The following is a 22,905-nucleotide window of genomic DNA, read 5'->3' as shown; positions in this document are numbered from 1 at the left end:
GGGCTTTTTTATGGGGATGGCTTTTCGTAGGAGCGGTCTCCGTCCGCGATTCGCTTCGGTGCTGGGCTATCGCGGACAGAGTCCGCTCCTACTGGTTCACCACCTGTCTCAGTCCTCCAGCCACTCCCTCGGCACTTCGCTTTTCAGCATCAGCTGGCACTGCTGGCTTTCCGGATCGAAGACGATCACCGCCTCGCCACGCTTCAAGGCATGCCGCGCGCGCTCCACGCGCACGTCCAGCGGCGTGTCGTCGCCGTTGTCGGTGCCTTCGCGGGTGACGAAGTCTTCCAGCAGGTTGTTGAGGGTGTCGGCTTCGATCAGGTCAAAGGGAATCAGCATGGCGGGTACTCGCAAATCGCAGCGCGGGATTGTAGTCCCGCGCCGCGGCGAGTGCAGCTTCAGTTCCTGTTCTTGTCCGTGCTGTCGCCGTTCTCCAGCAGATCGTCCACTGGCGGCACATGGGTGGTGCTCTCCATGTGCACCGGATGTTCCAGCTGTTTGCTGAAGCGCTCCAGCGCGCCTTCGCTCGGTTCGGCGTCGCTGTCGAACACCGGCGGGCTCAGCAGGTAGGCCGTCAGCAATTTCGACAGGGCAGACAGGCTGTCGATGTGGGTGCGCTCGTAGCCGTGGGTGGCGTCGCAGCCGAACGCCAGCAGTGCGGTGCGGATGTCGTGGCCGGCGGTGATCGCCGACTGCGCATCGCTGTGGTAGTAGCGGAACAGGTCGCGGCGTACGGCGATCTCGTGGCGCTCGCTCAGCCGCAGCAGGTGCCGCGACAGGTGGTAGTCGTACGGTCCGCCGGAGTCCTGCAGGGCCACGCTTACCGCGTGCTCGCTGGAGTTCTGCCCCTCGGCCACCGGGGCGATGTCGATGCCGACGAACTCGCTGACGTCCCAGGGCAGCGCGCCCGCCGCGCCGGAGCCGATTTCCTCGGTGATGGTGAACAGCGGGTGGCAGTCGATCGGCGGTTGCTGGCCGCTCTCGCGGATCGCCTTCAGCGCCGCCAGCAGCGCGGCGACCCCGGCCTTGTCGTCGAGGTGGCGGGCGCTGATGTGGCCGCTCTCGGTGAACTCCGGCAGGGGATCGAAGGCGACGAAATCGCCGATGGCCACGCCCAGGGTCTCGCTGTCGGCGCGGCTGACGGTGTAGGTGTCCAGCCGCAGTTCGACGTGGTCCCAGCTGATCGGCAAGGTATCCACGGCGGTATTGAAGGCGTGCCCGGAAGCCATCAGCGGCAGCACGCTGCCACGCAGCACGCCGTTCTCGCAGAACACCGTGACCCGGCTGCCCTCGGCGAAGCGGCTCGACCAGCAGCCGACCGGCGCCAGCGCCAGGCGGCCGTTGGGCTTGATCTCGCGGACGATGGCGCCAATGGTGTCCAGGTGCGCCGAGACCGCACGGTCCGGGCTGTTGCGCCGGCCGGAGAGCGTCGCGCGGATGGTTCCGCGGCGGGTCATCTCGAAGGGCACGCCGATCTCCTCCAGACGTTCGGCGACGTAGCGCACGATGGTGTCGGTGAAGCCGGTGGGGCTGGGGATGGCGAGCATTTCCAGCAGCACGCGCTGCAGGTAGTTGAGGTCGGGTTGTGGCAATGAATTCATGCAGATGCCTCCATGCCCGGGGGCGATTCGCGGTTGAGCAGCTCGCGGCTCAGCGGGAACAGCAGGTCGAGGAAGCGCTCGGCGGTGGGCTGCGGCTCATGGTTGGCCAGCCCGGGCCGCTCGTTGGCTTCGATGATCACGTATTCCGGCTGGTCGGCGTCGCGTACCAGCAGGTCGAGGCCGGTGACCGGGATTTCCAGCGCGCGCGCCGCGCGGATCGCCGCTTCGGCCAGTTTCGGATGCAGCCGCTCGGTGACGTCCTCCAGGGTACCGCCGGTGTGCAGGTTGGCGGTGCGGCGCACGGCCAGGCGCTGGCCGCTGGGCAGCACGTCGTCGTAGCCGAAGCCGGCGGCGGCCAGGGTGCGCTCGGTCTCGCCGTCCAGCGGGATGCGGCTTTCGCCGCCGGTGGCGGCCTGCCGGCGGCGGCTCTGCGCCTCGATCAGCCGGCGGATGCTGTGCCGGCCATCGCCGATCACTTCGGCGGGGCGACGGATCGCGGCGGCCACCACTTCATAGCCGATCACTACGATGCGCAGGTCCTGGCCGGGGTGGTAGCTCTCCAGCAGCACGCGGGTGTCGAACTGCCGGGCATGGGCGATGGCGCTTTCCACTTCGCCGGTGCTGCGCAGGTCCACGGCAACCCCCTGGCCCTGTTCGCCGTCCACCGGCTTGACCACCAATGAGCCGTGTTCGGCGAGGAACTTCGCGTTGTCCCTGGCGCAGCCCGCCAGGCGCTGCTGCGGCTGGCGCAGGCCGACCCGGTCGAGGGCGCGGTGGGTGAGGGTCTTGTCCTGGCACAGGCTCATGCTGACCGCGCTGGTCAGGTCGCACAGCGATTCGCGGCAGCGGATGCGCCGGCCACCCTGGGTGAGGATGAACAGTCCGGCGTCGGCGTCCTGCACCTGCACGTCGATGCCGCGCCGATGGGCTTCGTCGACGATGATCCGGGCGTAGGGGTTCAGGCCTTCTTCCGGGCCGGGGCCGAGGAACAGCGACTGGTTGATGCCGTTCTTGCACTTCACCGCGAAGGTCGGCAGCTCGCGGAAGCGCAGCTTGCGGTACAGCGACTTGGCCTGCTGGTTGCCGTGCAGCACCGACAGGTCGAGATAGGCCAGGCCCCGGCTCATGAAGTGCTCGATCAGGTGGCGCACCAGCGCTTCGCCGACGCCTGGGCGGCTGGACTGCGGGTCCACCGCCAGGCACCAGAGGCTGGAGCCGCCTTCCGGGTCGCGGAAGGCCTTGGCGTGGTTGATGCCCATGACGGTGCCGATCACCGTACCGGTCTCGTCGTCCTCGGCCAGCCAGTAGGCCGGCCCGCCTTGGTGGCGCGGCGTGACGTTGGCCGGATCGACCGGCAGCATGCCGCGCGAGAGGTACAGGCGGTTGATCGCGGCCCAGTCTTCGTCGCTGTGTACCCGGCGGATTCGGAAGCCGCGGAACGGCCGGCGCGCCGGGCGATAGTCGGTGAACCACAGGCGCAGCGCATCGGAGGGGTCGAGGAAGAGTTGCTGCGGGGCCTTGGCCAGCACCTGTTGTGGCGCCGCCACGTAGAGGGCGATGTCACGCTCGCCCGGGCGTTCGTTGAGCAGCTCGGCGGCCAGTTGCTCGGCCGTGGCGAAGGTGTGGCCGATCAGCAGGCGGCCCCAGCCGCATTGCAGGATCAGCGGGCCCTCGGGGCGCTGCGCATGGTCGCCGGCGAAGCGCGCCTGGAGGCGTTCGTAGGTGGGCGTCTGGCCTCGCAGCAGGCGCTGGTTGTGCGGGTGAGGCAGGTTCAAATGGGTCTTCATGGTCAACTCCGTGAAAAGCATTCGTCCTGGGCTTCACAAACCTTGTTCGGTCAGCCAGAGATTGAGCGCGGCCAACTGCCAGAGCTTGGAGCCCCGCAGCGGCGTGAGGTCGGTCGACGGGTCGCTGAGCAGGCGGTCGAACATCGCCGTCTCGAACAGGCCTCGATCCTGGCTCGGGTCCAGCAGCAGTTCGCTGACCCAGGCACGGGTGTTGCCTTGCAGGTGCTTGAGGCCCGGCACCGGGAAGTAGCCCTTGGGCCGGTCGATGACCGCGTTGGGGATGACCTTTCGCGCAGCGGCCTTGAGCACCTGCTTGCCGCCGTCGCCGAGCTTGAAGCGCGAAGGGATGCGCGCCGACAGCTCCGCCACCCGGTAGTCGAGGAATGGCACGCGGGCTTCCAGGCTCCAGGCCATGGTCATGTTGTCGACCCGCTTGACCGGGTCGTCGACCAGCATGATGGTGCTGTCCAGGCGCAGGGCCTTGTCCACCGGGTCGTCGGCGCCGGGCTGGGCGAAGTGCTCGCGGACGAACTCACCGGCCACGTCCTCCACCCGCAGGGCTGCGCGCACGGTTTCCAGATACTCGCCGTGGCTGCGGTCGAAGAACGCGGTGCGGTAGGCCTGCAGCGGGTCCTTGGCGCCGGCCACCTTCGGGTACCAGTGATAGCCGGCGAACAGCTCGTCGGCGCCCTGGCCGCTCTGTACCACCTTGCAGTGCTTCGACACTTCGCGGGAGAGCAGGTAGAAGGCAATGCAGTCATGGCTGACCATGGGCTCGCTCATGGCCTGGAAGGCCGCCGGCAACTGCTCGATGACTTCCTTCTCGGCGATGCGCAGCTGGTGGTGGCGGGTGCCGTAGTGCCGGGCGATCAGGTCGGAGTACTGGAACTCGTCGCCGCGCTCGCCGCCGGCATCCTCGAAGCCGATGGAGAAGGTCAGCAGGTTGTCGACCCCCGCTTCGTGCAGCAGCCCGACCAGCAGGCTCGAATCGACTCCGCCGGAGAGCAGCACGCCGACTTCGCGGGCGGCGCGCTGGCGCACGCTCACGGCGTCGCGCAGGCTGCCCAGCAGGCGGTCTTCCCAGTCGTCCAGGGTCAGTTCCCGCTCATCGGGCAGCGGGCCGTAATCGAGGTTCCACCAGCGCTGGCGCTCGGTGTGGCCTTCGGCGTCGATGCTCATCCAGGTGGCCGGCGGCAGCTTCTGCACCTCGGCCAGCAGGGTGCGCGGTGCGGGCACCACGGCGTGGAAGTTGAGGTAGTGGTTGAGCGCCACCGGGTCCAGCGCCGGATCGATGTCGCCACCCTTTAGCAGCGCCGGCAGGCTGGAGGCGAAGCGCAGGCGCTGGCCGGTCTTCGATAGGTACAGCGGCTTGATGCCCAGCCGGTCGCGGGCGATGAACAGACGCCGTTTGTCGCGTTCCCAGATGGCGAACGCAAACATGCCATTGAGGCGAGGCAATAGTTCTTCGCCCCAGGCGTGGTATCCCTTTAGAAGGACTTCGGTATCGCCTCCGGAAAAAAAGTGGTAGCCGAGGGCTTCCAGCTCCCCGCGTAGCTCGGGGTAGTTGTAGATTGCACCGTTGAACACCAGCGACAGGCCCAGCGTCGGGTCGATCATCGGCTGGCCGGACGCTTCGGCCAGGTCCATGATCTTCAGGCGCCGGTGTCCCAGGGCCAATGGCCCTTCGCTGTGGAAACCCCAGGCATCGGGGCCCCGCGGGGCGAGGTGGTGGGTGATGCGTTCGACCGCGGCGAGATCGGCGGCCTGTTTATCGAAACGAAGTTCTCCTGCTATTCCGCACATGTCCTTACCGGTTCTCCGTTGGGGATGAGTGGGTGGTCCCTCCAGGGGGGCCATAGGGGAGGACCGTCCGATTGGTTGAGAGTTCTATTTGATTTCATTGAGGAAAGTTCGAAGGCGCAGGTGAGCGATGATGGCCGATAGCAAATCCAAGACGCGCAATGCCCATGCCCTGTCGATGCTGCAGGCGTTGCGTCGGTTGCAGCAGGCGGCCGACGTGCACTCCAAGAGCCTGGGGCGCGATGGCGAATTGACGCCGCTGCAACTGCTGATCCTGCAGGTGGTGGCGCTGGAGGGGGAAATTACCGCTGGTCAGTTGGCCGGGCAGGTCGCGCTGTCCCAGTCGTCGCTGTCAGGCGCCCTGGCGCGCCTGGAAAGCCAGCGGCTGCTGACCCGCCGGCGCGATACCGACGACCGCCGCAAGCAGTGGCTGAGTCTGAACGACGCGGGCCTGGAGGCGCTGCGCGACGGACCGGAGCTGCTGCCCGAGCACGCCCTGGAGCGTTTTGCCGGACTGCCGGAATGGGAGCAGCACACCATTCTCGCCGGGCTGCTGCGCGCTGCCGAACTGTTCGAGACACCCGACGCGGCGGTTGAGGAAGAAGAGGCGAGCTAGGACGTCAGCAACTTCTGCGCAGCCAGCGACAGACTGACCGCCACCAGCATCAGGGCGAACAGACGTTGCAGCGTCGCGCCACCCAGGCGCACCGCCAGGCGGTTGCCGAACAGCACGCCGAGCGCGCCGCCCGCCGCAAGGCACGCCAGCAACGGCAGCGGCGGCTGGGCATGGGTTAGATAGAGCAGGAAGCCGCCGCCGGACACCAGTGCGATCACTGCCATCGAGGTCGCCGTTGCCGCCAGCATCGACAGCGGGGTGAACCACAGCAGCCCCGGCACGATCAGGAAGCCGCCGCCCACGCCCATCAGGCCGGAGAGTAGTCCCACCGCAAGGCCGACGCCGAGCAACGGCCCGTTGCGCATCGGCTTGTTGCAGGTGCGTGGCTGGCTGGAGCCCTGCCACATGCGCCAGGCCGACCACAGCACCAGCAGGCAGAAGCCGACGATCAGCCAGGAGTCTGGTACGAATTTCCCCAGCCACTGGCCGACGGCATTGCCCGGCCAGCCGGTGATCACCAGCCAGAACAGCGGCTTCCATGCCACCTGGCCCTGCCGCGCGCGCGGCACCGCACCAATGGCCGCCGACAGCGCCACGGCGCCGAGGCTGACGCCGATGGCATCGTGCAGCGGCAGGTGCAGGCTGAGCAGCAGGGGCAGGGCCACCAGCGAACCGCCGGCGCCGGTGAGGCCCAGCAGCAGGCCCAGGATCAGGCCGATGGCGGAGGATTCGAACAGCAGTGCATCCATGTCGGTGGTCCGCTCTGGAAGTGTTGCCGCGGCCCGTCCGGCCGCGCGGTGATCAGGATGTCTTCTGCCCGCGTACCACTTCGCGCAGGAAGAAACGATTGGGGTGACAGGCTTCGGCCACGGCGCGCGGCAGGGGCAGCGGCTCGTCGTCCAGCCAGGCCGCCAGCAGCTCGCCGGCCAGCGGAGCGGTGACCAGCCCGCGCGAACCGTGGGCGCTGTTCAAGTACAGGCCGTCCAGCCAGGGACAGGGCGTTTCCGGCACCTGCCGGGCGTCCTTGCCGAGCACCGCGTAGGCCGCCGCGAAGGCAGCGTGGTCGGCCAGCGGGCCCACCAGCGGCAGGTAGTCCGGCGTGGTGCAGCGGAAGGCTGCGCGGCCTTGCAGGGTTGCCGGGTCGAGCTGGGCGACGTGCAGGCGTTCGCTCAGGTCTGTGGATATCTCCGCCAGCAGGTCGAGGTTGCCCAGGTGTTCTTCCAATGATGGCTCAGTGTCGTCTCGCTTGAATTCGAAACTGGCGCCCAAGGTGTGCTCGCCGTGGCGTGGCGGGGCGACGTAGCCTTCGGCACAGACCACGGTGCTCAGCGCTGCGCTCTCGGCGGTGACCGGCAGGCGGGTGATCTGCCCGCGGATGCGCTTCATCGGCAGGCCCTGCGCGCCCTCGAAGCGGCGCACCTCGGCGGCGGTGGCGAGGATGGCGACCGGCGCGCTGGCGAGCTTGTCGCCGCCGCTCCAGGCGCTCCAGCCGTCGGCCTCGCGCTGAAGGCGGACTTCCTCGCCGGTCAGCACACGGATATTCGGATGTTGCGCCAGATGCCGGCACAGGGCTGGCGGATGCACCCAGCCGCCCTCGGGGTAGAACAGGCCGCCGGCCGGCAGGCCGATACCGGCGATGGCCTCGGCTTCGGCCTTGTCCAGCTGGCGCAGCAGCGTGTCGGGGAAGGCCTCGGCCAGCTTCGCCTGGCGCTCGGTTTCGGCCTCGTCGAACCCCAGTTGCAATACGCCGCAGTCGGACCAGTCCTGGTCTTTCTGCAACCTTTCGATCAGCCGCCGGGTATGCCCGAATCCGCTGACGATCAGGCGCGACAATGCGGTGCCGTGGGCCGACAGCTTGAGGTAGAGCACGCCCTGGGGATTGCCCGAGGCTTCCTCGGCCAGGGCGCCGTGGCGTTCGATCAGCGTCACCTGCCAACCGCGTGCGGCGAGGCTGGCGGCGCTGGCGCAACCGGCCATGCCGCCGCCGATCACCAGTGCCTCGCGCGGGCCCTCGCCGTCCTGGGGAGAGCGACGGGCAGGGCGGGCGTACCAGGGTTTAGCGGCAGGCGGTTCGGCGCCGACGTATTCGCCCTGGGACATTTCCCATTTCTTGCCGAAGCCCAGGGTGCGACGGATCTTGAAGCCGGCGGCGCCCAATCCACGGCGGACGAAACCGGCGCTGGTGAAGGTAGCCAGGGTCGTGCCCGGCGCCGAGAGCCTGGCAAGCTGGGCGTACAGCGCGTCGTTCCACATCTCGGGGTTCTTCGACGGGGAGAAGCCATCGAGGAACCAGGCGTCGATGCGTGCGTCCAGCTCCGGCAGCATGTCCAGCACGTCGCCCACCAGCAGGGTCAGTACCACGCGGCCGCCGGCGAAGACGAAGCGCTGGAAGCCGGGGTTGATCCCGACGTACTGCGCCAGCAGCTGCTCCGACAGGTGCGCCAGCTCCGGCCAGAGGGCGAAGGCACGACGCAGGTCCTCCAGCGCCACCGGGAACTTCTCCACGCTGACGAAATGCAGCCGCGCATCGGCCGGCGCCAGCGCCTCGAACTGCTGCCAGGCGCAGAGGAAGTTCAGCCCGGTACCGAAGCCTGTCTCGCCGATGCACAGCCGTCCGCCGGCCGGCAGTGCGGCGAAGCGTTCGGGCAGGCGGTTGCCGGCGATGAACACGTGGTGCGTCTCCGCGATGCCGGAGGCGCGGGAGAAGTACACGTCGCCGTAGACGCGGGAGGTGGGTTGGCCGTTTTCGTCCCAGTCGATCTGGGCGCTATGGGGTTTGGGTGGGGTAGGGGACATGCGTCGATCGTGGTGAAAGCAAAGGCGGCAGTTTAGCCGATCCGTCGCGCGGACCTCAGCGGTTGGCGATGTTTCGATGTGCGCCGCGTTGCCGCGGCGGATGGTCGGCTAGCTGCCGATCCTGCGTGTCATTGTCACGGGCACGACAAAATCTCGACAGTGCTGCCGGCACATCCGCTACCTTTTATGGCATTCGGAAACAAGGAGAGGTGCATGTTCGAATCCGCCGAGATCGGCCATTCCATCGACAAGGAAACCTACGAGAAGGAGGTCGCCGTCCTGCGCGAGGCCTTGCTCGAAGCCCAGTACGAGCTCAAGCAGCAGGCGCGCTTCCCGGTAATCATCCTGATCAACGGCATCGAGGGCGCCGGCAAGGGCGAGACGGTGAAGCTGCTCAACGAATGGATGGACCCGCGCCTGATCCAGGTGGAGAGCTTCCTCCTGCCCACCGACGAGGAACTCTCCCGCCCGCCGCAATGGCGTTTCTGGCGCAAACTGCCGCCCAAGGGGCGCATCGGCATCTTCTTCGGCAACTGGTACAGCCAGATGCTCTATTCGCGGGTGACCGGCGAGATCAAGGACAGCCAGCTGGACGGCCTGATCGGCGACGCCGAGCGCTTCGAACGCATGTATTCCGACGAAGGCGCGCTGATCTTCAAGTTCTGGTTCCACCTGTCCAAGAAGCAGCTCAAGGAACGCCTCAAGACCCTGGAGAACGACCCGCAGCGCAGCTGGCAGCTCAGCGACCTGGACTGGAAGCAGAGCGAGGTCTACGACAAGTTCGTGCGCTACGGCGAGCGCGTGCTGCGCCGCACCAGCCGCGACTATGCGCCCTGGTACGTGGTCGAGGGCGCCGATGAGCGCTACCGCAGCCTGACGGTGGGCCGCACCATCCTCGAAGGCCTGCAGGCGGCGCTCAAGCGCGAGGGCCGCCCCACACCGCAACCCCATGCCGCGCCCCTGGTTTCCAGCCTGGACAACAAGGGGCTGCTCGGCGCGCTCGACCTGAGCCTGGCGCTGGACAAGGACCAGTACAAGGAGCAGATGGCCAAGGAGCAGGCGCGCCTGGCCACGTTGATGCGCGACAAGCGCTTCCGCAGCCATTCGCTGGTCGCCGTGTTCGAGGGCAACGACGCCGCCGGCAAGGGCGGCGCCATCCGCCGCGTGACCGACGCACTGGACCCGCGGCAGTACCACATCGTGCCGATCGCCGCGCCCACCGAGGAGGAGCGCGCGCAGCCGTACCTGTGGCGTTTCTGGCGGCACATGCCGGCGCGCCGGCAGTTCACCATCTTCGACCGCTCCTGGTATGGCCGCGTACTGGTGGAACGGGTCGAGGGCTTCGCCTCGGATGCGGACTGGTTGCGCGCCTACGCGGAGATCAACGACTTCGAGGAGCAGTTGGTCAACTTCGGCATCGTGGTGGTGAAGTTCTGGCTGTCCATCGATCAGGAGACCCAGCTGGAGCGCTTCAAGGAGCGCGAGTCGATTCCGTTCAAGCGCTTCAAGATCACCGAGGAAGACTGGCGCAACCGTGACAAGTGGGATCTTTATGTGGACGCGGTGGGGGACATGGTCGACCGCACCAGCACCGAGATCGCGCCGTGGACGCTGGTGGAGGCCAATGACAAGCGGTTTGCGCGGGTGAAGGTGCTGCGCACCATCAACGATGCGCTGGAGGCGGCGTACGCGAAGAAGAAGGGGTGAGGGCATTCCTTAGGAGCGAGGGGGCGCCTGGTTCTTCTGCGAACCCGCGATGCTTTTGGTTTGGGTGTGTATGCGCCGCTTCGGCGTGTGCTGATGTATTGGGTTTCGCCCCCTCGGGCGAGTTACTTTCTCAAACGACAGAAAGTAACCAAAGGTCTTGCCCCTGCATCCGGCCCCGGCTTCGCCGGGGTTCCCTCGCTCCATCGAAGTTTCAGGGGCACGCGTCGACGGGCCATCCATGGCCCAACGACGCTCTCGCGGCATCCATGCCGCTCAACCCCTGAAACTCCGATTCCACTCGGCCTCCTGAAGGGGCGTTCGGAGTGCGCGGAGGTTTCTCTGGAAGTCTTCAAGAGCTAGTGCAGAGCATCTTGATCCGCGCTGCTTTTGCTCCCGTAGGAGCGGACTCCGTCCGCGATGCTCTTGCGCTGCGTAGGGCGCCAAAAGGGACTCGCCCGAGGGGGCGAAACAAAATCTCACAGCACACGCCGAAGCGGCGCAGAAATGCCCAACCCCAAGCATCGCGGACCGTTGCTCCTACCTTCTTCTGGATCCCCGCGTTCGCGGGGATGACCTGTGCGGGGGCGATACCTTGCACCGTCACTCCCGCGAACGCGGGACAGCGCTTGCGCTGAACGCACTTCAGTGCGGCCCGAAGGGTGAGCGCAGCGAATAGCCCAAAAGACAGCTGCTCCTACGCCCCATTCTTCTGCGACGGCCGCGGCGCCCCGATGAGGCGGCCCATGGCCCCGGCGATCCCCATCTCCCGCAATACCTTCAGCTCACCCTCGCTTTCCACCATCTCCGCGATCAGCGGCAGGTCGATGCTGTTGGCCGCACGGAACACCGCCTCGATGAACAGGCGCTTGTCGTTGTCCTGGTCGATGGCACGGATGTAGCTGCCGTCGATCTTCAGGTAGGCCAGGCCCAGGCGGGTGAGGTTGCCGATCAGGCTGAAACGGCCGCCGAAGTGCTGCAGGCCGACGCGGGAGCCGACTTCCTGCACGGACTGGGCGAGTTTCTCCAGCTCCGCCGGCGGCGGCAGGTAGCGTTCGTCCACTTCCAGGGTGATCAGCCGGGCTTCCTGGGGATGGGCGCGCAGGACGTCGAACAGCTGGCGCAGCGGTGCGGCGCCGCGCACGGTTTCCGCCGAAAGCGACAGCGCCAGCGGTGCTGGTTGCTGGGCGAGATGGGCGAGGGCGTGTTCGAGCATCGCCAGGTCAAAGCGCGCGGACCAGCCGAAGCGTTCGATCCAGGGCAGGAACTGGCCGGCGGCCACGGCTTCGCCTTGCGGGTCGAGCAGGCGGGCGAGGACTTTCTGGTGCAGCAGTTCGCCGCCTTCGGCGCAGGCGCGCACGGGTTGGAACCAGAGCTGCAGCTTGCCTTTCTGCAGGGCGTCGTCGAGCCAGTCGCGCCAGGCGTGGGAGTCCTGCGCCGGCTGGCTGCCGGAGCTGTCCAGGCGCTGCCAGGGGCGGTCCGGCGAGGCTTGCGACTGCGCCAGTGCCTGGTCGGCGCGGGATAGCACGCTGGCGGGGGCTTCGCCGGGGCGGAAGGCCGACAGGCCCAGGTGCGCCACCGGCGTGCAGTCGCTGGCGCCGGTGCCGCGCAGGTTTTCCAGGGAGGCGCTCAGCTCGTCCGCCAGCTGCTCGGCGCTGGCGCTGTCCAGGCCGGGGGCGAGCAGGGTGAATTCGCCGCCGCGGCTGCGCGCGGCCAGCCATTCCGGGGTGCCGTGGTGCTGGCGCACCCGCTCCAGCAGCTCGGCCACATCGCGGATCAATGCGTCGGTGCGTTGTCCGCCCAGGCGATGGTTGAGTCCGGCCAGGTCGTTCAGGCGCAGCAGCAGCAGGTAGCCGGCGGCGTTCTGTTCGCTGGGTGAGAGTTGCGCATTCAGGCGCGCATCGAACAGGCGGCGGTTGGCCAGGCCCGAGAGGCTGTCCTGGTAGGCCTCTTCGCGCAGCTTCTCGCTGCGCGAGGCTTCCTCGGCGAACAGCGCCTTGAGCTTGTCGACCATCTGGTTCATCGCCTGGACCACGCGTTTGAGCTCGGGGGTACGCGGCTCCTTGGGCAGGGTGAGGAATTCGCGGCGGGTGATGGCCTGGGCCTGCTGCACCATCTGGTCCAGCGGCTTCAACTGGGTGCGCAGCAGCCAGCCGCCGAGGATGGCGCTGATCAGCCCGCACAGCAGCAACCAGGCCAGGCTGCCCAGCGCGCTGTCCCACAGCTTGGCCAGGGCGAACTGCGGATGGCTGACCACCTCGACCCGCGCGGCCTGTTCCCAGCCGCGCATGATCAGCGCGTCGCCGCCCTGGGCCTTGAGGTTCACCAGGCGGGCGAACCAGTGCGGCACCTGTTCGGACTGGGTGTCGGTATCCCGTTCGACGATGACCTTGCCGTCCGCGATGCTGACCACGCGGATGGTGGCGAAGTAGCCGGAGTCGAAGATCGAGCTGACCATCAGTTCGATCATCGCCGGGTCGTCCACGTGCGGCGTCAGCGACAGGCCCAGCGCGGTGGCAGCGTCCTGGGCGTGGGAGCGCAACTGGCTGATCATCTGCTCGCGGGAGCTCTCCAGGCTGGTGACGAAGCTGCCGGCGAAGGCCACTACGAGGAACAGGCAGATCGCCAGGAACAGTTGCTTGAGCAATGACATGCCGGGTTTCTCCTATCGCGTCTCGTCGAGGTCCAGGCCCTCGGCGCGCATCTTGGTCAACAGGTCCTGCCAGCGCGACAGCTTCTTGCTGTCGCCGGTGCGCTTGCCGCCGCCGGGGCCGGGCAACCACAGCCCTTCTGCGTTGAAGGCGTAGACGGGCAGGAGGTCCCTGCGCTGGGAGGCGGGCCTGATCTGCGGGATCAGGTTGTCCAGCACCAGCGGGTCGGCAGTGGGGGTGGGGTAATAGGTGAGCACCATGTGCGCCTGGTTCTGCTGCAGCGCCTTGACGTAGGTGATGCGCAGCTTGTCGCTGGCGACTCCGAGGCGGCGCAGGGTGACGTACTTGGCGATGGAGTAGTCCTCGCAGTCGCCGGCGCCCTTGTAGAGGGATTCCACGGGCGTCGCCCAGTAGTCCTCCTGGTGCCAGACGGTACGGTCGTCGGTGAACACCAGGGCGCCATTGAAGAAGGCGTTGACCGCCTTGAGCTTGGCTGCTTCGTCGAGGTTTTCGCTGTCGTCGATCAGCCGGCCCCAGGACTGGATGCGGGTTTTCGCGGTGCCCAGGTTGCCGTATTGCTGTTCGGCGTTCTGCAGGATGGTGTCGAAGTTCCAGGCGGCGCCGGCCGTCAGCGCGAGGAGCGCGAGCAGCAGCGCACCGGCCCGCAGACGCAGCGGGCTGGCGAACAGCCTAAGGGCTCCTCCGGTTGGCTGCATCGCCAGCGCTCCATGTGGGATGAATGGAGTCTAGGCGGTCCGTGGAAAGTTGCGCTGGCGTATTGCCAGTGAGTGGGGCTGTGCGGTCTAGTCCAGTCGACGTGTCTTGACCCGGAGCAGATAGATCGTCACCAGCGTCGCGCTGGTCAGCATGAAGCCCCAGGCCCACGGCCGCTGCACCAGGTAGCAGGAGAGGGCGATGCTGCTCCACATCAGGCCGATGGCGTAGACCTTGCCCTTGAGCGGAATACCTTCGCCGTCCAGGTAGTCACGGATCCAGGGGCCGAGCTTGGGGTGGTTCACCAGCCAGTCGTAGAAGCGCTGGGAGCTGCGCATGAAGCAGGCGGCGGCGAGCAGGAGGAAGGGCGTGGTGGGCAGCACCGGCAGGAAGATGCCGATCACGCCCAGCGCCACGCTGAGCCAGCCGACGCCGAGCAGCAGATAGCGAACCCAGGCGTGGCGGCTTTGGCGGATTTGCCGTGACATCGGTGTGCGCGATCGAGTCCGGAGCCGCAGGGCGCGGCTCCGGCGCCGGATCAATGAGTGCGGGGTTTCAGCAGGGCCGGCTTCTCTTCCGGGGCCTGGCACAGCAGGAACAGGTTGGTCAGCAGCTCGGGAATCTGAGCGACCATGTCGTCGACCAGTTGGCGGTCGCGGGCGATCTCGTCGAACTCGGGCTGTTCGTCGAACAGGCCGGAACCGACCATGATCGGCAGCAGCAGTTCGCTGACTTCTTCCTCGGCCTGCTCGAACCACACCGCTTCGCGCAGGAACACACCTTCCATGAAGCCGATGCACCAGCCGCGGATGTCGGAGTCGTCCGGCTCGTCGCCCAGGTAGGGCTCGCACGGCAGTTCCAGTTCTTCGTCACCGGCCATCTGGCGGGTGATGTGCGCCTTGAGCTGGACCAGGGTGCCTTCGATCTCGGCACGTTCTTCGTCGCTGCGGTAGTGCGGCGGCTCGGCGAACAGGGCGTCGATCCACTCGCGCTCCGGCACTTCCTCCGGGCAGATCGCCAGGGCGGTCAGGTAGCCGTGTGCCGCCACGTAGTCCAAGGCTTCCTCGTGCAGGTCATCGGCATCGAGAAAGGCTTGCAGGCGGGACAATTGGTCGGCGAAGGACATCGGGTACTACCTCGGAGGTGATCGGCCCCCGATTGTAGTCGTTCCGGGGCCTCGCGGCAAAAGCGAAATACCCGCGCGGCCCGTGCTGACGCGGGCTTCGGACGCATGTGGCGGATTTTTCCGCAGTTTCCCGGACAAGGTGCCGGTCGCAGGCGGACGGCTTGCGTATAATGCCCGGCTTCATTCGGAGTCCCCCATGCTCGACCAGGCCCAGCGCATCCTCAAAGACGTTTTCGGTTACGACGCCTTCCGTGGCAATCAGGCGCGGATCATCGAGCGCGTGGCCAGTGGCGGCGATGCCCTGGTGCTGATGCCCACCGGCGGCGGCAAGTCGCTGTGCTTCCAGGTCCCGGCGCTGCTGCGCGACGGCCTGACGGTGGTGGTTTCGCCGCTGATCGCGCTGATGGAGGACCAGGTCGCCACGCTGGACGAGCTGGGCGTGCCGGTGGCGGCGCTGAACTCCTCGCTCAGCCCCGACGCCCAGCGCGAGATCGCCGACCGTCTGCAGCGCGGCGAGATCAAGCTGCTTTACCTGGCCCCCGAACGCCTGGTGCAGCCGCGCATGCTGGCGTTCCTGCAGCGCCTGCAGATCGGCCTGTTCGCCATCGACGAAGCGCACTGCGTGTCGCAGTGGGGCCACGACTTCCGTCCCGAATACCTGCAACTGGGCCAACTCGCCGAGTTGTTCCCGGACGTGCCGCGCATCGCCCTGACCGCCACGGCGGACATGCGCACCCGCGAGGAGATGATCCAGCGCCTGCACCTGCAGAACGCCGAGCAGTTCCTCTCCAGCTTCGACCGGCCGAACATTTTCTACCGCATCGTGCCCAAGGAGCAGCCGCGCAAGCAGCTGCTGGGCTTCCTCGCCGAGCGGCGCGGCGATGCGGGCATCGTCTACTGCATGTCGCGCAAGAAGGTCGAGGAGGTCGCCGAGTTCCTCTCCGCCCAGGGCTTCCCGGCGCTGCCGTACCACGCGGGGCTGTCCAACGACCTGCGTGCCTATCACCAGAAGCGCTTCCTCAACGAGGAAGGGCTGATCATGGTGGCCACCATCGCCTTTGGCATGGGCATCGACAAGCCCAACGTACGCTTCGTCGCGCACCTGGACCTGCCGAAAAGCCTGGAAGCGTACTACCAGGAAACCGGCCGCGCCGGCCGTGACGGCCTGCCCGCCGATGCCTGGATGGCCTACGGCCTGCAGGATGTGTTGCTGCTGCGGCAGATGATGCAGAACTCCGAGGGCGACGAGCGCCACAAGCGCGTCGAGCGGCACAAGCTCGAAGCCATGCTGGCGCTGTGCGAGGAAACCCGCTGCCGCCGCCAGGCGCTGCTGGCCTACTTCGACGAGGTGATGCCCAACCCTTGCGGCCACTGCGACATCTGCGTCGACGGGGTGGAAACCTGGGATGCCACCGAACCCGCGCGCCAGGCCTTGTCGGCCATCTATCGCAGCGGCCAGCGCTACGGCGTCGGCCACCTGGTGGACGTGCTGCTGGGCAAGGACACCGAGAAGGTGCGCAGCGTGGGCCACCAGCACCTGGCGGTGTTCGGCATCGGCAAGTCCCGTGGCGAGGACGAGTGGCGCACGCTGTTCCGCCAACTGGTCGCCCGGGGCTTTGCCGACGTGGATGTCGACGGCTTCAACGGCCTGCGCCTGACCGAGGCCTGCCGTCCGCTGCTGCGCGGCGAAGAAACGCTGGCCCTGCGCCGCGATCCCAAGCCGCAGCGCAGCAAGTCTTCCTCCTCCGGCGGAGCCAGCCCGGCCAGCCAACTGGTGCGCCAGGAAGAGCGCGAGATGTGGGAAGCCCTGCGCACGCTGCGGCGCAAGCTGGCCGAGGAGCACTCGGTGCCGCCCTACGTCATCTTCCCCGACGCCACCCTGCTGGAAATGCTGCGCAGCCAGCCGACCACGCTGTCCGCCATGGCGCAGGTCAGCGGCGTGGGTGCGCGCAAGCTGGAGCGCTACGGCCAGGCCTTCCTCGATGTGCTCACCGAGTCGGACAAGGCACCGGACACCCCGGCCCCGGTCACCGACCTGCGCCACGAACTGGTGACCCTGGCCCGCGCCGGCATGACCCCGGCACAGATCGCCCGCCAGCTCGATTGCAGCGAGAAGAACGTCTACAGCCTGCTGGCCGAGGCCATCGGCCGCCAGCAACTGACTTTGGAACAGGCGCTGGACCTGCCCGAGGAGCTGCTCGGCGAAGTGCAGGACGCCTTCCTCGACGAGGATGGCGAACTGCCGCCAGTGAGCGCCATCGCCGAGTTGTTCGAAGGTCGCGTGCCGCTGGGCGTGCTGCATTGCGTGCGCGCCGCGCTGCAGGCTGAACTTGAGGTCTGACCGGCTGGCGCTGATGTAGGAGCGGACTTCGTCCGCGATCGACTCACCGCCCACTCCGGCCTACCCGGGAGCGGGGCATAGCCATCGCGGACGGAGTCCGCTCCTACGGGGGTGAACCTGAAGCGTCGAAGGAAATGGCCGTCAGTTTCGTGACGGAGCAAAACGACAAACTTGTGACGCGCGTCCCGAACGGCTATGGTGGCACTTAGACCTCCACGAGAAGAGGTGAGCGTGTCACAACAACAAAACTGGCTGGACGACGTCCACACCAATGCCTATGCCGAACAGCTCTCCCGGGGCTTTCGCCGCCTGCGTTTCGAACCCGACCTCGAAGTCCAATACCGTCACTACCTGCTCGAAGACAGCTTCGATCTCAAGCGCACCGCGCTGACCATCGGGGTGCTGATCTGGCTGGCTCTGGCGGTCATCGACTTTCTCCTCATCAGCGGCCCGGTGCATTGGCAGATGCTTGCCGTGCGCCTCGGCGTACTGGTGCTGCTGGTGGCCTGCGGCGCGTTGATCCTGCAGCGACGCCACACCCAGCTGCTGGTTCCGCTGAGCCTGGCCTGCATCCTCTGTATCGGCGTCGGTGCCGCTGCAGTGGTGGCCATCGCCCACTCGGTCGACCAGACCTATCCCTACGAGGGATTGCTGCTGGTCAGCATGGCTGCCTACTTCCTCATCGGCCTGCGCTTTTCCGAGGCGGTGGCCTGCGCCTTCGTCATCCTGCTGGCGTACGTGGGCGGCGAGCTGTATGTCGGGCTGCCACTGCCCAAGTTGATCAACAACGTGGTGTTCCTGCTGTTCGGCAACCTGGTCGGCGCGGTGGGGTGTTACCTGCTGGAGTACAAGTCCCGCCAGCATTTCCTGATCAGCCGCCTGCTGCGGGTGATGGCCGAGCACGACAGCCTCACCGGACTGCACAACCGGCGCAGCTTCAACCGCCAGCTGGAACGCCTGTGGCGCCAGGCGCAGCGCGAGAGCGTGGGGCTGGCGCTGCTGCTCTGCGACGTCGACCACTTCAAGGCCTACAACGACCGCTATGGCCACCAGGCCGGCGATACCGTGCTGCAGCGCATCGGCGAGGTGCTTGCGGCCTGCGCCCGGCGGCCGCTGGACATGGCCGTGCGCCTGGGCGGCGAGGAGTTCGCCGTATTGCTCTACGGCGCCAGCGAGCGCGAGGCCAGGGATCGCGCCGAGGTGCTGCGCGAGGCGGTGCAGGGGCTGGGCATCGCCCACGAGGGTTCGCTGACGGCGAACGAGGTGACGTTGTCCATTGGTGTCTCCTGCCTGTGGCCGGAGACCGGGCATCCGTTGCGCAGCATCTATGAACACGCCGATCGGGCGCTGTACGAGGCGAAGGCGTTCGGGCGCAACCAGGTGGTGGCCTGAAACATTCCGACCCTGTAGGAGCGGGCCATGCCCGCGAATAGCGCCTGTAGGGCGCTTACTTTAGCTTGCGCCAGGCCGTCGGTACGTGCCGGTCACGCGGACCTTGTCCGTGATCGCGCGCATGGCGCGCTCCTACAGGGATATTGGTGCTGGCCGATGTGGCCCATTCCGTCCCTCGCACTGGCGCCGTGCGTGACTGCGGCGCCCGCAGGCCCGGTGCTAGGATGCGCCGGACCCCGCCACCGAGCCCGCGCCCATGCAGCAGCTGATCCAGCCCAACGGCCAACCGCACTACGGCATCTTTCCCACCACCCCGGCGACGATCAACTACCGCGACTTCGACTTCCGCTCGCCCATGGGCCGCCGTCTCGGCGCGCTGAGCAAATGGCGCAGCTTCCACCAGTTCCAGTACTTCGGCCTGATCAGCCCGACCCTGATCGGTGGTTGCGCCCTGGCCGATATCAGCCTGCTCACCGTCGGCTTCGTCTACCTCTACCATCCCGAAAGCGGGCGGATGATCGAGCGCCAGTTCAAGTGCCCGCTGGGCATGGGCGCGAACTTCTCGCAGAGCCCTGACGACGGCGTCTGCGAACTGCGCCAGGGGCGCAACCGGCTGCGCCTGGAAAACGGCTCGTCGCCGCTGGAGAAGCGGCTGCTGGTGGAACTGGACGACAGCACCCGCATCGATGCGCGCTTCAGCGAGGAGCAGCCGGCCTTCGAGCCGATGAGCCTGTGCACGCCGACGGCGGCGAATGGCTGGGTGTACGCGCGCAAGGTGGCCGGCGTGCACTGCCACGGCGAGGTGCGCAGCGCCCTGGGCAACTACGACCTGCGCGAGCTGGATGCCTACGCCCATCATGACTGGTCCGCCGGCTACATGCGCCGCGAGACCTTCTGGAACTGGGCCTGCTTGTCCGGCGAGGCGCAGGGCCAGCGCGTCGGCCTGAACCTGTCGTGCGGGGTCAACGAGACCAGTTTCACCGAGAACTGCTACTGGCTGGACGGCAGGCTGGTGAAGGTGGACACGGTGCGCTTCGAGTTCGACCGCGACCATCCGCTGGGGCCCTGGAGCATCCGTTCCTTCGATGGTCAGGTCGAGCTGCGCTTCGAGGCCCACGGCCTGCACCAGGAGCGTCTCAACCTCGGTGTGTTGGCGAGCAACTTCAAGCAGATATTCGGTCGCTTCAGTGGCGTGCTGCGGCCGGCGGGGCGGGCGGAGGTGAGTATCAACAACCTGTGGGGGTTCGTCGAGGACCAATATGCCAAGTGGTGAGGTGTTGCGTCACACCCTGCGACAATCTGTCATTGTACGGGCTTGATTAGCTGGCTAATAATTAGTCAAATCAACTTCGCTGAATCATCCCGATTCGTGACCTGAAAAACGCGACGCAATGGCAGACAACGATAAGCACTACTTCGGCACCCAACTGGCCCAGGCCTCCCGTGCATGGCGGGCTGAACTCGACCGCCGCCTCAGCCACCTGGGACTGTCCCAGGCGCGCTGGCTGGTGCTGCTGCACCTGGCACGCCACTCCGCCGCGCCCACCCAGCGCGAGCTCGCGCAATCGGTCGGTGTCGAAGGGCCGACCCTGGCCCGCCTGCTCGACGGCCTCGAAGCTCAGGGGCTGGTTCGCCGCCAGGCCGTGGCCGAGGACCGCCGCGCCAAGCGCATCGCCCTGACGCCCAAGGCTGACGTCCTGATCGCCGACATCGAGAGCATTGCCGCTGCGGTGCGCAATGAGGTGCTCAACGGCATCACCGAGGACGAGATTGCCCTGTGCCAGCAGGTGCTCAGCCGGATTCTTGGCAACCTCGAGAAAAACTGAGCTTCTCATCACATTAAATTCGGTAAGATAGCCATTTTTCTGGCGGTTTCTCGCGAGGTCGCCCGTTCAGCACTCGATTGCCCTGACCATTCGCCGGTTTTTCGACGATTTGTCTTGACCAAACCCGTTGTAGCACCTAATCCCTGATATCAATCGGCCTGTACCTTTCGGGTGCAGTGGTAGGGCGCGTGCGGTCTGTCATCCGGCATTACGTTCGAGTGCGGACAAGGTGATACCTGCCGCTTTCGGGTGGTCAGGGAACGGCTAGCAGACCCGAACAATGGGATGGGGTTATGGCACTAATAACAAATAGAATTCCGCTGACGCTCGCTGCGCTTTCGGTGTTTGTTTCTGCTCATGCGCATGCCCTGAGCCTGGGTGAAATCACCCTGCATTCATCGCTGAACCAGCCGCTGGATGCGGAGATCGCCCTGCTGCAGACGGGCGATATGACCTCCGATGAACTGATCGCTCGCCTGGCGAGCCAGGCCGACTTCGAGAAGGCTGGCGTCGATCGCTTCATGTTCCTGCAGAACCTGCGCTTCACTCCGGTGATCCGCAGCGGACGCGGCTACATCAAGGTGGTCTCCACCCAGCCGGTGCACGAGCCTTATCTGAATTTTCTGGTGGAAGTGGAGCGGCCCAACGGGCGCATGCTGCGCGAGTACACCGTGCTGCTCGATCCGCCGAGCTACAACAGCGCGCGGACGTCCGTCGCCGCCAGCATCCCGCTTCCCGAACGTAGCGCGCCTGACTCCTCCAGCCGACGTGCCGCCCCCGTTCGCAGTGCCCCTGCGGCGCCGCCCATTCCGGCAGGCGAAGGGCGCTACACCACCGTACGCAACGACACGCTGTGGCGGATCGCCTCGCGTCTCTCCGGTACCGGCGCCTCGCACAGCCAGCTGATGGACAGCATTCTCGCGCTCAATCCCCAGGCCTTCGTCAATGGCGATCCGCACCGCCTGAAGGTCGGGCAGACGCTGATCCTGCCGCAGGGGCAGCAGTACGCCGGGCATGGCAACGCTCCCGCGCCGCAGCCCACAACCCGCGCGCCTGCCACCGATTCCGCAGTACCGGCTGCACCGGGTGCCGCTCCGGCCGGCACGGCGACTGCCGCCACGCCGGCCGCCGCTGCGCCAACTGCCGTTGCGCCGGTTGCACCGACGGTCGATGGCGGCCTGGCCAAGGTCGAAGCCGATCTCGCCCTGAGCAACGCCCAGCGCGACCAGTTGAACCAGCGCATGGACGCCATGCAGAAGCAGCTGGAGTCGCTGCAGAAAGCCCTGGAAAGCCGCGACCAGCAGGTGCAGAGCCTGCAGGCCGAACTGGCCCGCCGCGATGGGACGGCCACGCCGGCGGCTCCGGCCGCGCCCAAGGCTGAGCAGTCGGCTCCCGTGCCGGTCGTTGCCACTCCTGCCAGCGATGCCCTGGGCTCGTCGTTCAACTTCTGGCCGTGGCTGGGTGTGGGCGCGCTCGGTACCTTGCTGGCCGGGCTCCTGCTGATGCGCCGCAAGCGTGAGGAACAGCCGCCGGTCAAGGACACCCGAGTCCAGCCAGTCCAACCCAAGCCCATCCCGCCGGCCAGGCCCGTGGCCGCCGCGGTAGTGCCGCCGGCGCCCGCTCCGGTCCAGCGCCCGCAGCCGGTGGCCGTGCCCGATGCCGGTGTGGCTCGCCTTCCGGCGGCCAGCGCGGACAGCCTGGAAGGGGCGGATATCTACATCGCTTATGGCCGTTTCAACCAGGCGCGCGACATGCTGCGCAAGGCTGTGGCCCAGGAGCCCGAGCGCCGCGAACTGCGCATGAAGCTGCTGCTGGTGTTCGCCGAGCTGGGCGACGTGGCGGGCTTCCATGAGCAGGAACGCGAGCTCATGGCGCAGGGGGCGGACCAGAAGCAGATCGACCAGATCAAGTCGCGTTACCCGGCGATGCTCGAACGTGCGCAGGACGTCCCTCCGGCGCCGACGGGCGAAACCCTGACCGACTGGGACGACCTGTCGCTGGGTGAAACCCCCGCATCCACTGCAGGCGCCACCACCGCCGAGACGGACCCGGACTTCGCGCTGAATCTGAGCGACATGTCGCTGGACCTGGACTGGGACACCCTCGATCCCTTCGAGACGCCGCAGCGCAGCAAGAACGCGCCGGTAGCCGAGCAACCCGTTCCCGCCGATTTCCGCAGCAACCTGCGCGAGCTGCCGGAGATCACCGAGCTGGATCTGGATGGCGAGCATGCCAGCATGTTCGGGCAGGCTACGGAGACCGACCTGGTGTTCGACTTGCCGGACGATCTGCACGAGCATGACGAGCTACTGGCCAGCCTCGACGAAGCCCGTGCCTGCATCGACAAGGGCAATCTGGAGGAGGCCTACCGCATCCTCAAGCAGGTGATCGAGAACGGCGACTCCAAGGCCAAGGCCGAGGCACGCGAGCTGTTGGCGCTGATTGCCTGATTCGCGTGGTGAATGAAAAAGCCCGGCCCTGTGCCGGGCTTTTTCATGGGAGCTGACCGGCTTTTCGTAGGAGCGGACTCTGTCCGCGATCACCTGCGCGC

Annotated in this window: 17 protein-coding genes; 7 read left to right on the top strand and 10 right to left on the bottom strand. The window is 67.0% G+C overall.

Annotation, left to right across the window (positions count from 1 at the left end; all coding sequences use genetic code 11):
• Positions 1–108 precede the first annotated feature (108 nt).
• From ACQ5BL_RS08645 to ACQ5BL_RS08630, 4 genes are read right to left on the bottom strand one after another with little or no spacing between them, the layout of a single operon-like run.
• Positions 109–339, bottom strand: a complete 231-nt coding sequence (locus tag ACQ5BL_RS08645) for a YheU family protein (protein ID WP_205336877.1) — start codon at positions 337–339, stop codon at positions 109–111.
• 59 nt (positions 340–398) lie between these two features.
• On the bottom strand, positions 399–1,601 hold the full coding sequence (locus ACQ5BL_RS08640) for an osmoprotectant NAGGN system M42 family peptidase (RefSeq protein ID WP_243808832.1): 1,203 nt from the start codon (positions 1,599–1,601) through the stop codon (positions 399–401).
• Positions 1,598–3,388 carry an N-acetylglutaminylglutamine synthetase gene (ngg, locus tag ACQ5BL_RS08635; protein ID WP_243808831.1) on the bottom strand — a complete coding sequence of 597 codons (1,791 nt, stop codon included), beginning with the start codon at positions 3,386–3,388 and terminating at the stop codon, positions 1,598–1,600. Before ngg ends, ACQ5BL_RS08640 begins: the two co-directional genes overlap by 4 nt.
• Before the next feature lie 33 nt (positions 3,389–3,421).
• Positions 3,422–5,191, bottom strand: coding sequence for an N-acetylglutaminylglutamine amidotransferase (locus ACQ5BL_RS08630; RefSeq protein ID WP_243808830.1), 1,770 nt, complete (start codon positions 5,189–5,191; stop codon positions 3,422–3,424).
• 130 nt (positions 5,192–5,321) lie between these two features.
• Between ACQ5BL_RS08630 and ACQ5BL_RS08625 the strand changes: the two genes are divergently transcribed.
• Positions 5,322–5,804: a MarR family winged helix-turn-helix transcriptional regulator gene (locus ACQ5BL_RS08625; RefSeq protein ID WP_243434853.1), complete on the top strand. Its 483-nt coding sequence runs from the start codon at positions 5,322–5,324 to the stop codon at positions 5,802–5,804.
• Here ACQ5BL_RS08625 and ACQ5BL_RS08620 read toward each other — a convergent pair.
• Together ACQ5BL_RS08620 and mnmC are read right to left on the bottom strand one after the other, a co-directional pair.
• Positions 5,801–6,553, bottom strand: a complete 753-nt coding sequence (locus ACQ5BL_RS08620) for a sulfite exporter TauE/SafE family protein (RefSeq protein ID WP_243808829.1) — start codon at positions 6,551–6,553, stop codon at positions 5,801–5,803. The genes ACQ5BL_RS08625 and ACQ5BL_RS08620 overlap by 4 nt on opposite strands.
• Positions 6,554–6,605: 52 nt before the next feature.
• Entirely contained in the window at positions 6,606–8,600 is a 1,995-nt protein-coding gene (gene mnmC, locus ACQ5BL_RS08615; protein WP_243808828.1) for a bifunctional tRNA (5-methylaminomethyl-2-thiouridine)(34)-methyltransferase MnmD/FAD-dependent 5-carboxymethylaminomethyl-2-thiouridine(34) oxidoreductase MnmC, read from the bottom strand.
• Positions 8,601–8,813: 213 nt separating this feature from the next.
• Between mnmC and pap the strand changes: the two genes are divergently transcribed.
• Complete coding sequence (gene pap / locus ACQ5BL_RS08610) at positions 8,814–10,307, top strand: polyphosphate:AMP phosphotransferase (protein ID WP_243808827.1); 1,494 nt, start codon at positions 8,814–8,816, stop codon at positions 10,305–10,307.
• Between the two features lie 694 nt (positions 10,308–11,001).
• Here the strand turns inward: pap and lapD are convergent.
• The 4 genes from lapD to ACQ5BL_RS08590 all read right to left on the bottom strand — a co-directional run bounded on the left by lapD (position 11,002) and on the right by ACQ5BL_RS08590 (position 14,795).
• Positions 11,002–12,957 (bottom strand): cyclic di-GMP receptor LapD, encoded by a 1,956-nt coding sequence (gene lapD / locus ACQ5BL_RS08605; RefSeq protein ID WP_430293093.1) that lies wholly within the window; start codon positions 12,955–12,957, stop codon positions 11,002–11,004.
• 12 nt (positions 12,958–12,969) lie between these two features.
• Entirely contained in the window at positions 12,970–13,671 is a 702-nt protein-coding gene (gene lapG, locus ACQ5BL_RS08600; RefSeq protein WP_207888391.1) for a cysteine protease LapG, read from the bottom strand.
• An 87-nt stretch (positions 13,672–13,758) separates the two neighbouring features.
• Complete coding sequence (locus tag ACQ5BL_RS08595; RefSeq protein ID WP_243808825.1) at positions 13,759–14,157, bottom strand: YbaN family protein; 399 nt, start codon at positions 14,155–14,157, stop codon at positions 13,759–13,761.
• A gap of 50 nt (positions 14,158–14,207) precedes the next feature.
• A complete protein-coding gene (locus ACQ5BL_RS08590; protein ID WP_207888389.1) occupies positions 14,208–14,795 on the bottom strand; it encodes a YecA family protein in 588 nt (195 codons plus the stop codon).
• A gap of 196 nt (positions 14,796–14,991) precedes the next feature.
• Here ACQ5BL_RS08590 and recQ point away from each other — a divergent pair, with 196 nt between their 5' ends.
• The 5 genes from recQ to ACQ5BL_RS08565 all read left to right on the top strand — a co-directional run bounded on the left by recQ (position 14,992) and on the right by ACQ5BL_RS08565 (position 22,804).
• Complete coding sequence (gene recQ / locus ACQ5BL_RS08585) at positions 14,992–17,136, top strand: DNA helicase RecQ (protein ID WP_243808824.1); 2,145 nt, start codon at positions 14,992–14,994, stop codon at positions 17,134–17,136.
• Positions 17,137–17,331: 195 nt separating this feature from the next.
• Positions 17,332–18,528: a GGDEF domain-containing protein gene (locus tag ACQ5BL_RS08580; RefSeq protein WP_243434899.1), complete on the top strand. Its 1,197-nt coding sequence runs from the start codon at positions 17,332–17,334 to the stop codon at positions 18,526–18,528.
• Positions 18,529–18,784: 256 nt separating this feature from the next.
• Positions 18,785–19,801 (top strand): DUF2804 domain-containing protein, encoded by a 1,017-nt coding sequence (locus ACQ5BL_RS08575; RefSeq protein WP_243808823.1) that lies wholly within the window; start codon positions 18,785–18,787, stop codon positions 19,799–19,801.
• Between the two features lie 118 nt (positions 19,802–19,919).
• The gene (gene slyA / locus ACQ5BL_RS08570; protein ID WP_207888385.1) at positions 19,920–20,354 is read left to right on the top strand and encodes a transcriptional regulator SlyA; all 435 of its coding nucleotides are present in this window, start codon (positions 19,920–19,922) and stop codon (positions 20,352–20,354) included.
• Between the two features lie 341 nt (positions 20,355–20,695).
• Entirely contained in the window at positions 20,696–22,804 is a 2,109-nt protein-coding gene (locus ACQ5BL_RS08565; protein WP_430293092.1) for a FimV/HubP family polar landmark protein, read from the top strand.
• Positions 22,805–22,905: the final 101 nt, after the last annotated feature.

It is taken from the genome of Pseudomonas sp. B1-22, assembly GCF_050474425.1.
In the GTDB taxonomy this organism is placed as follows: domain Bacteria; phylum Pseudomonadota; class Gammaproteobacteria; order Pseudomonadales; family Pseudomonadaceae; genus Pseudomonas.
The sequence above is the reverse complement of the archived record's forward strand: the minus strand, read 5'-3'. Positions and strand labels throughout refer to the sequence as shown.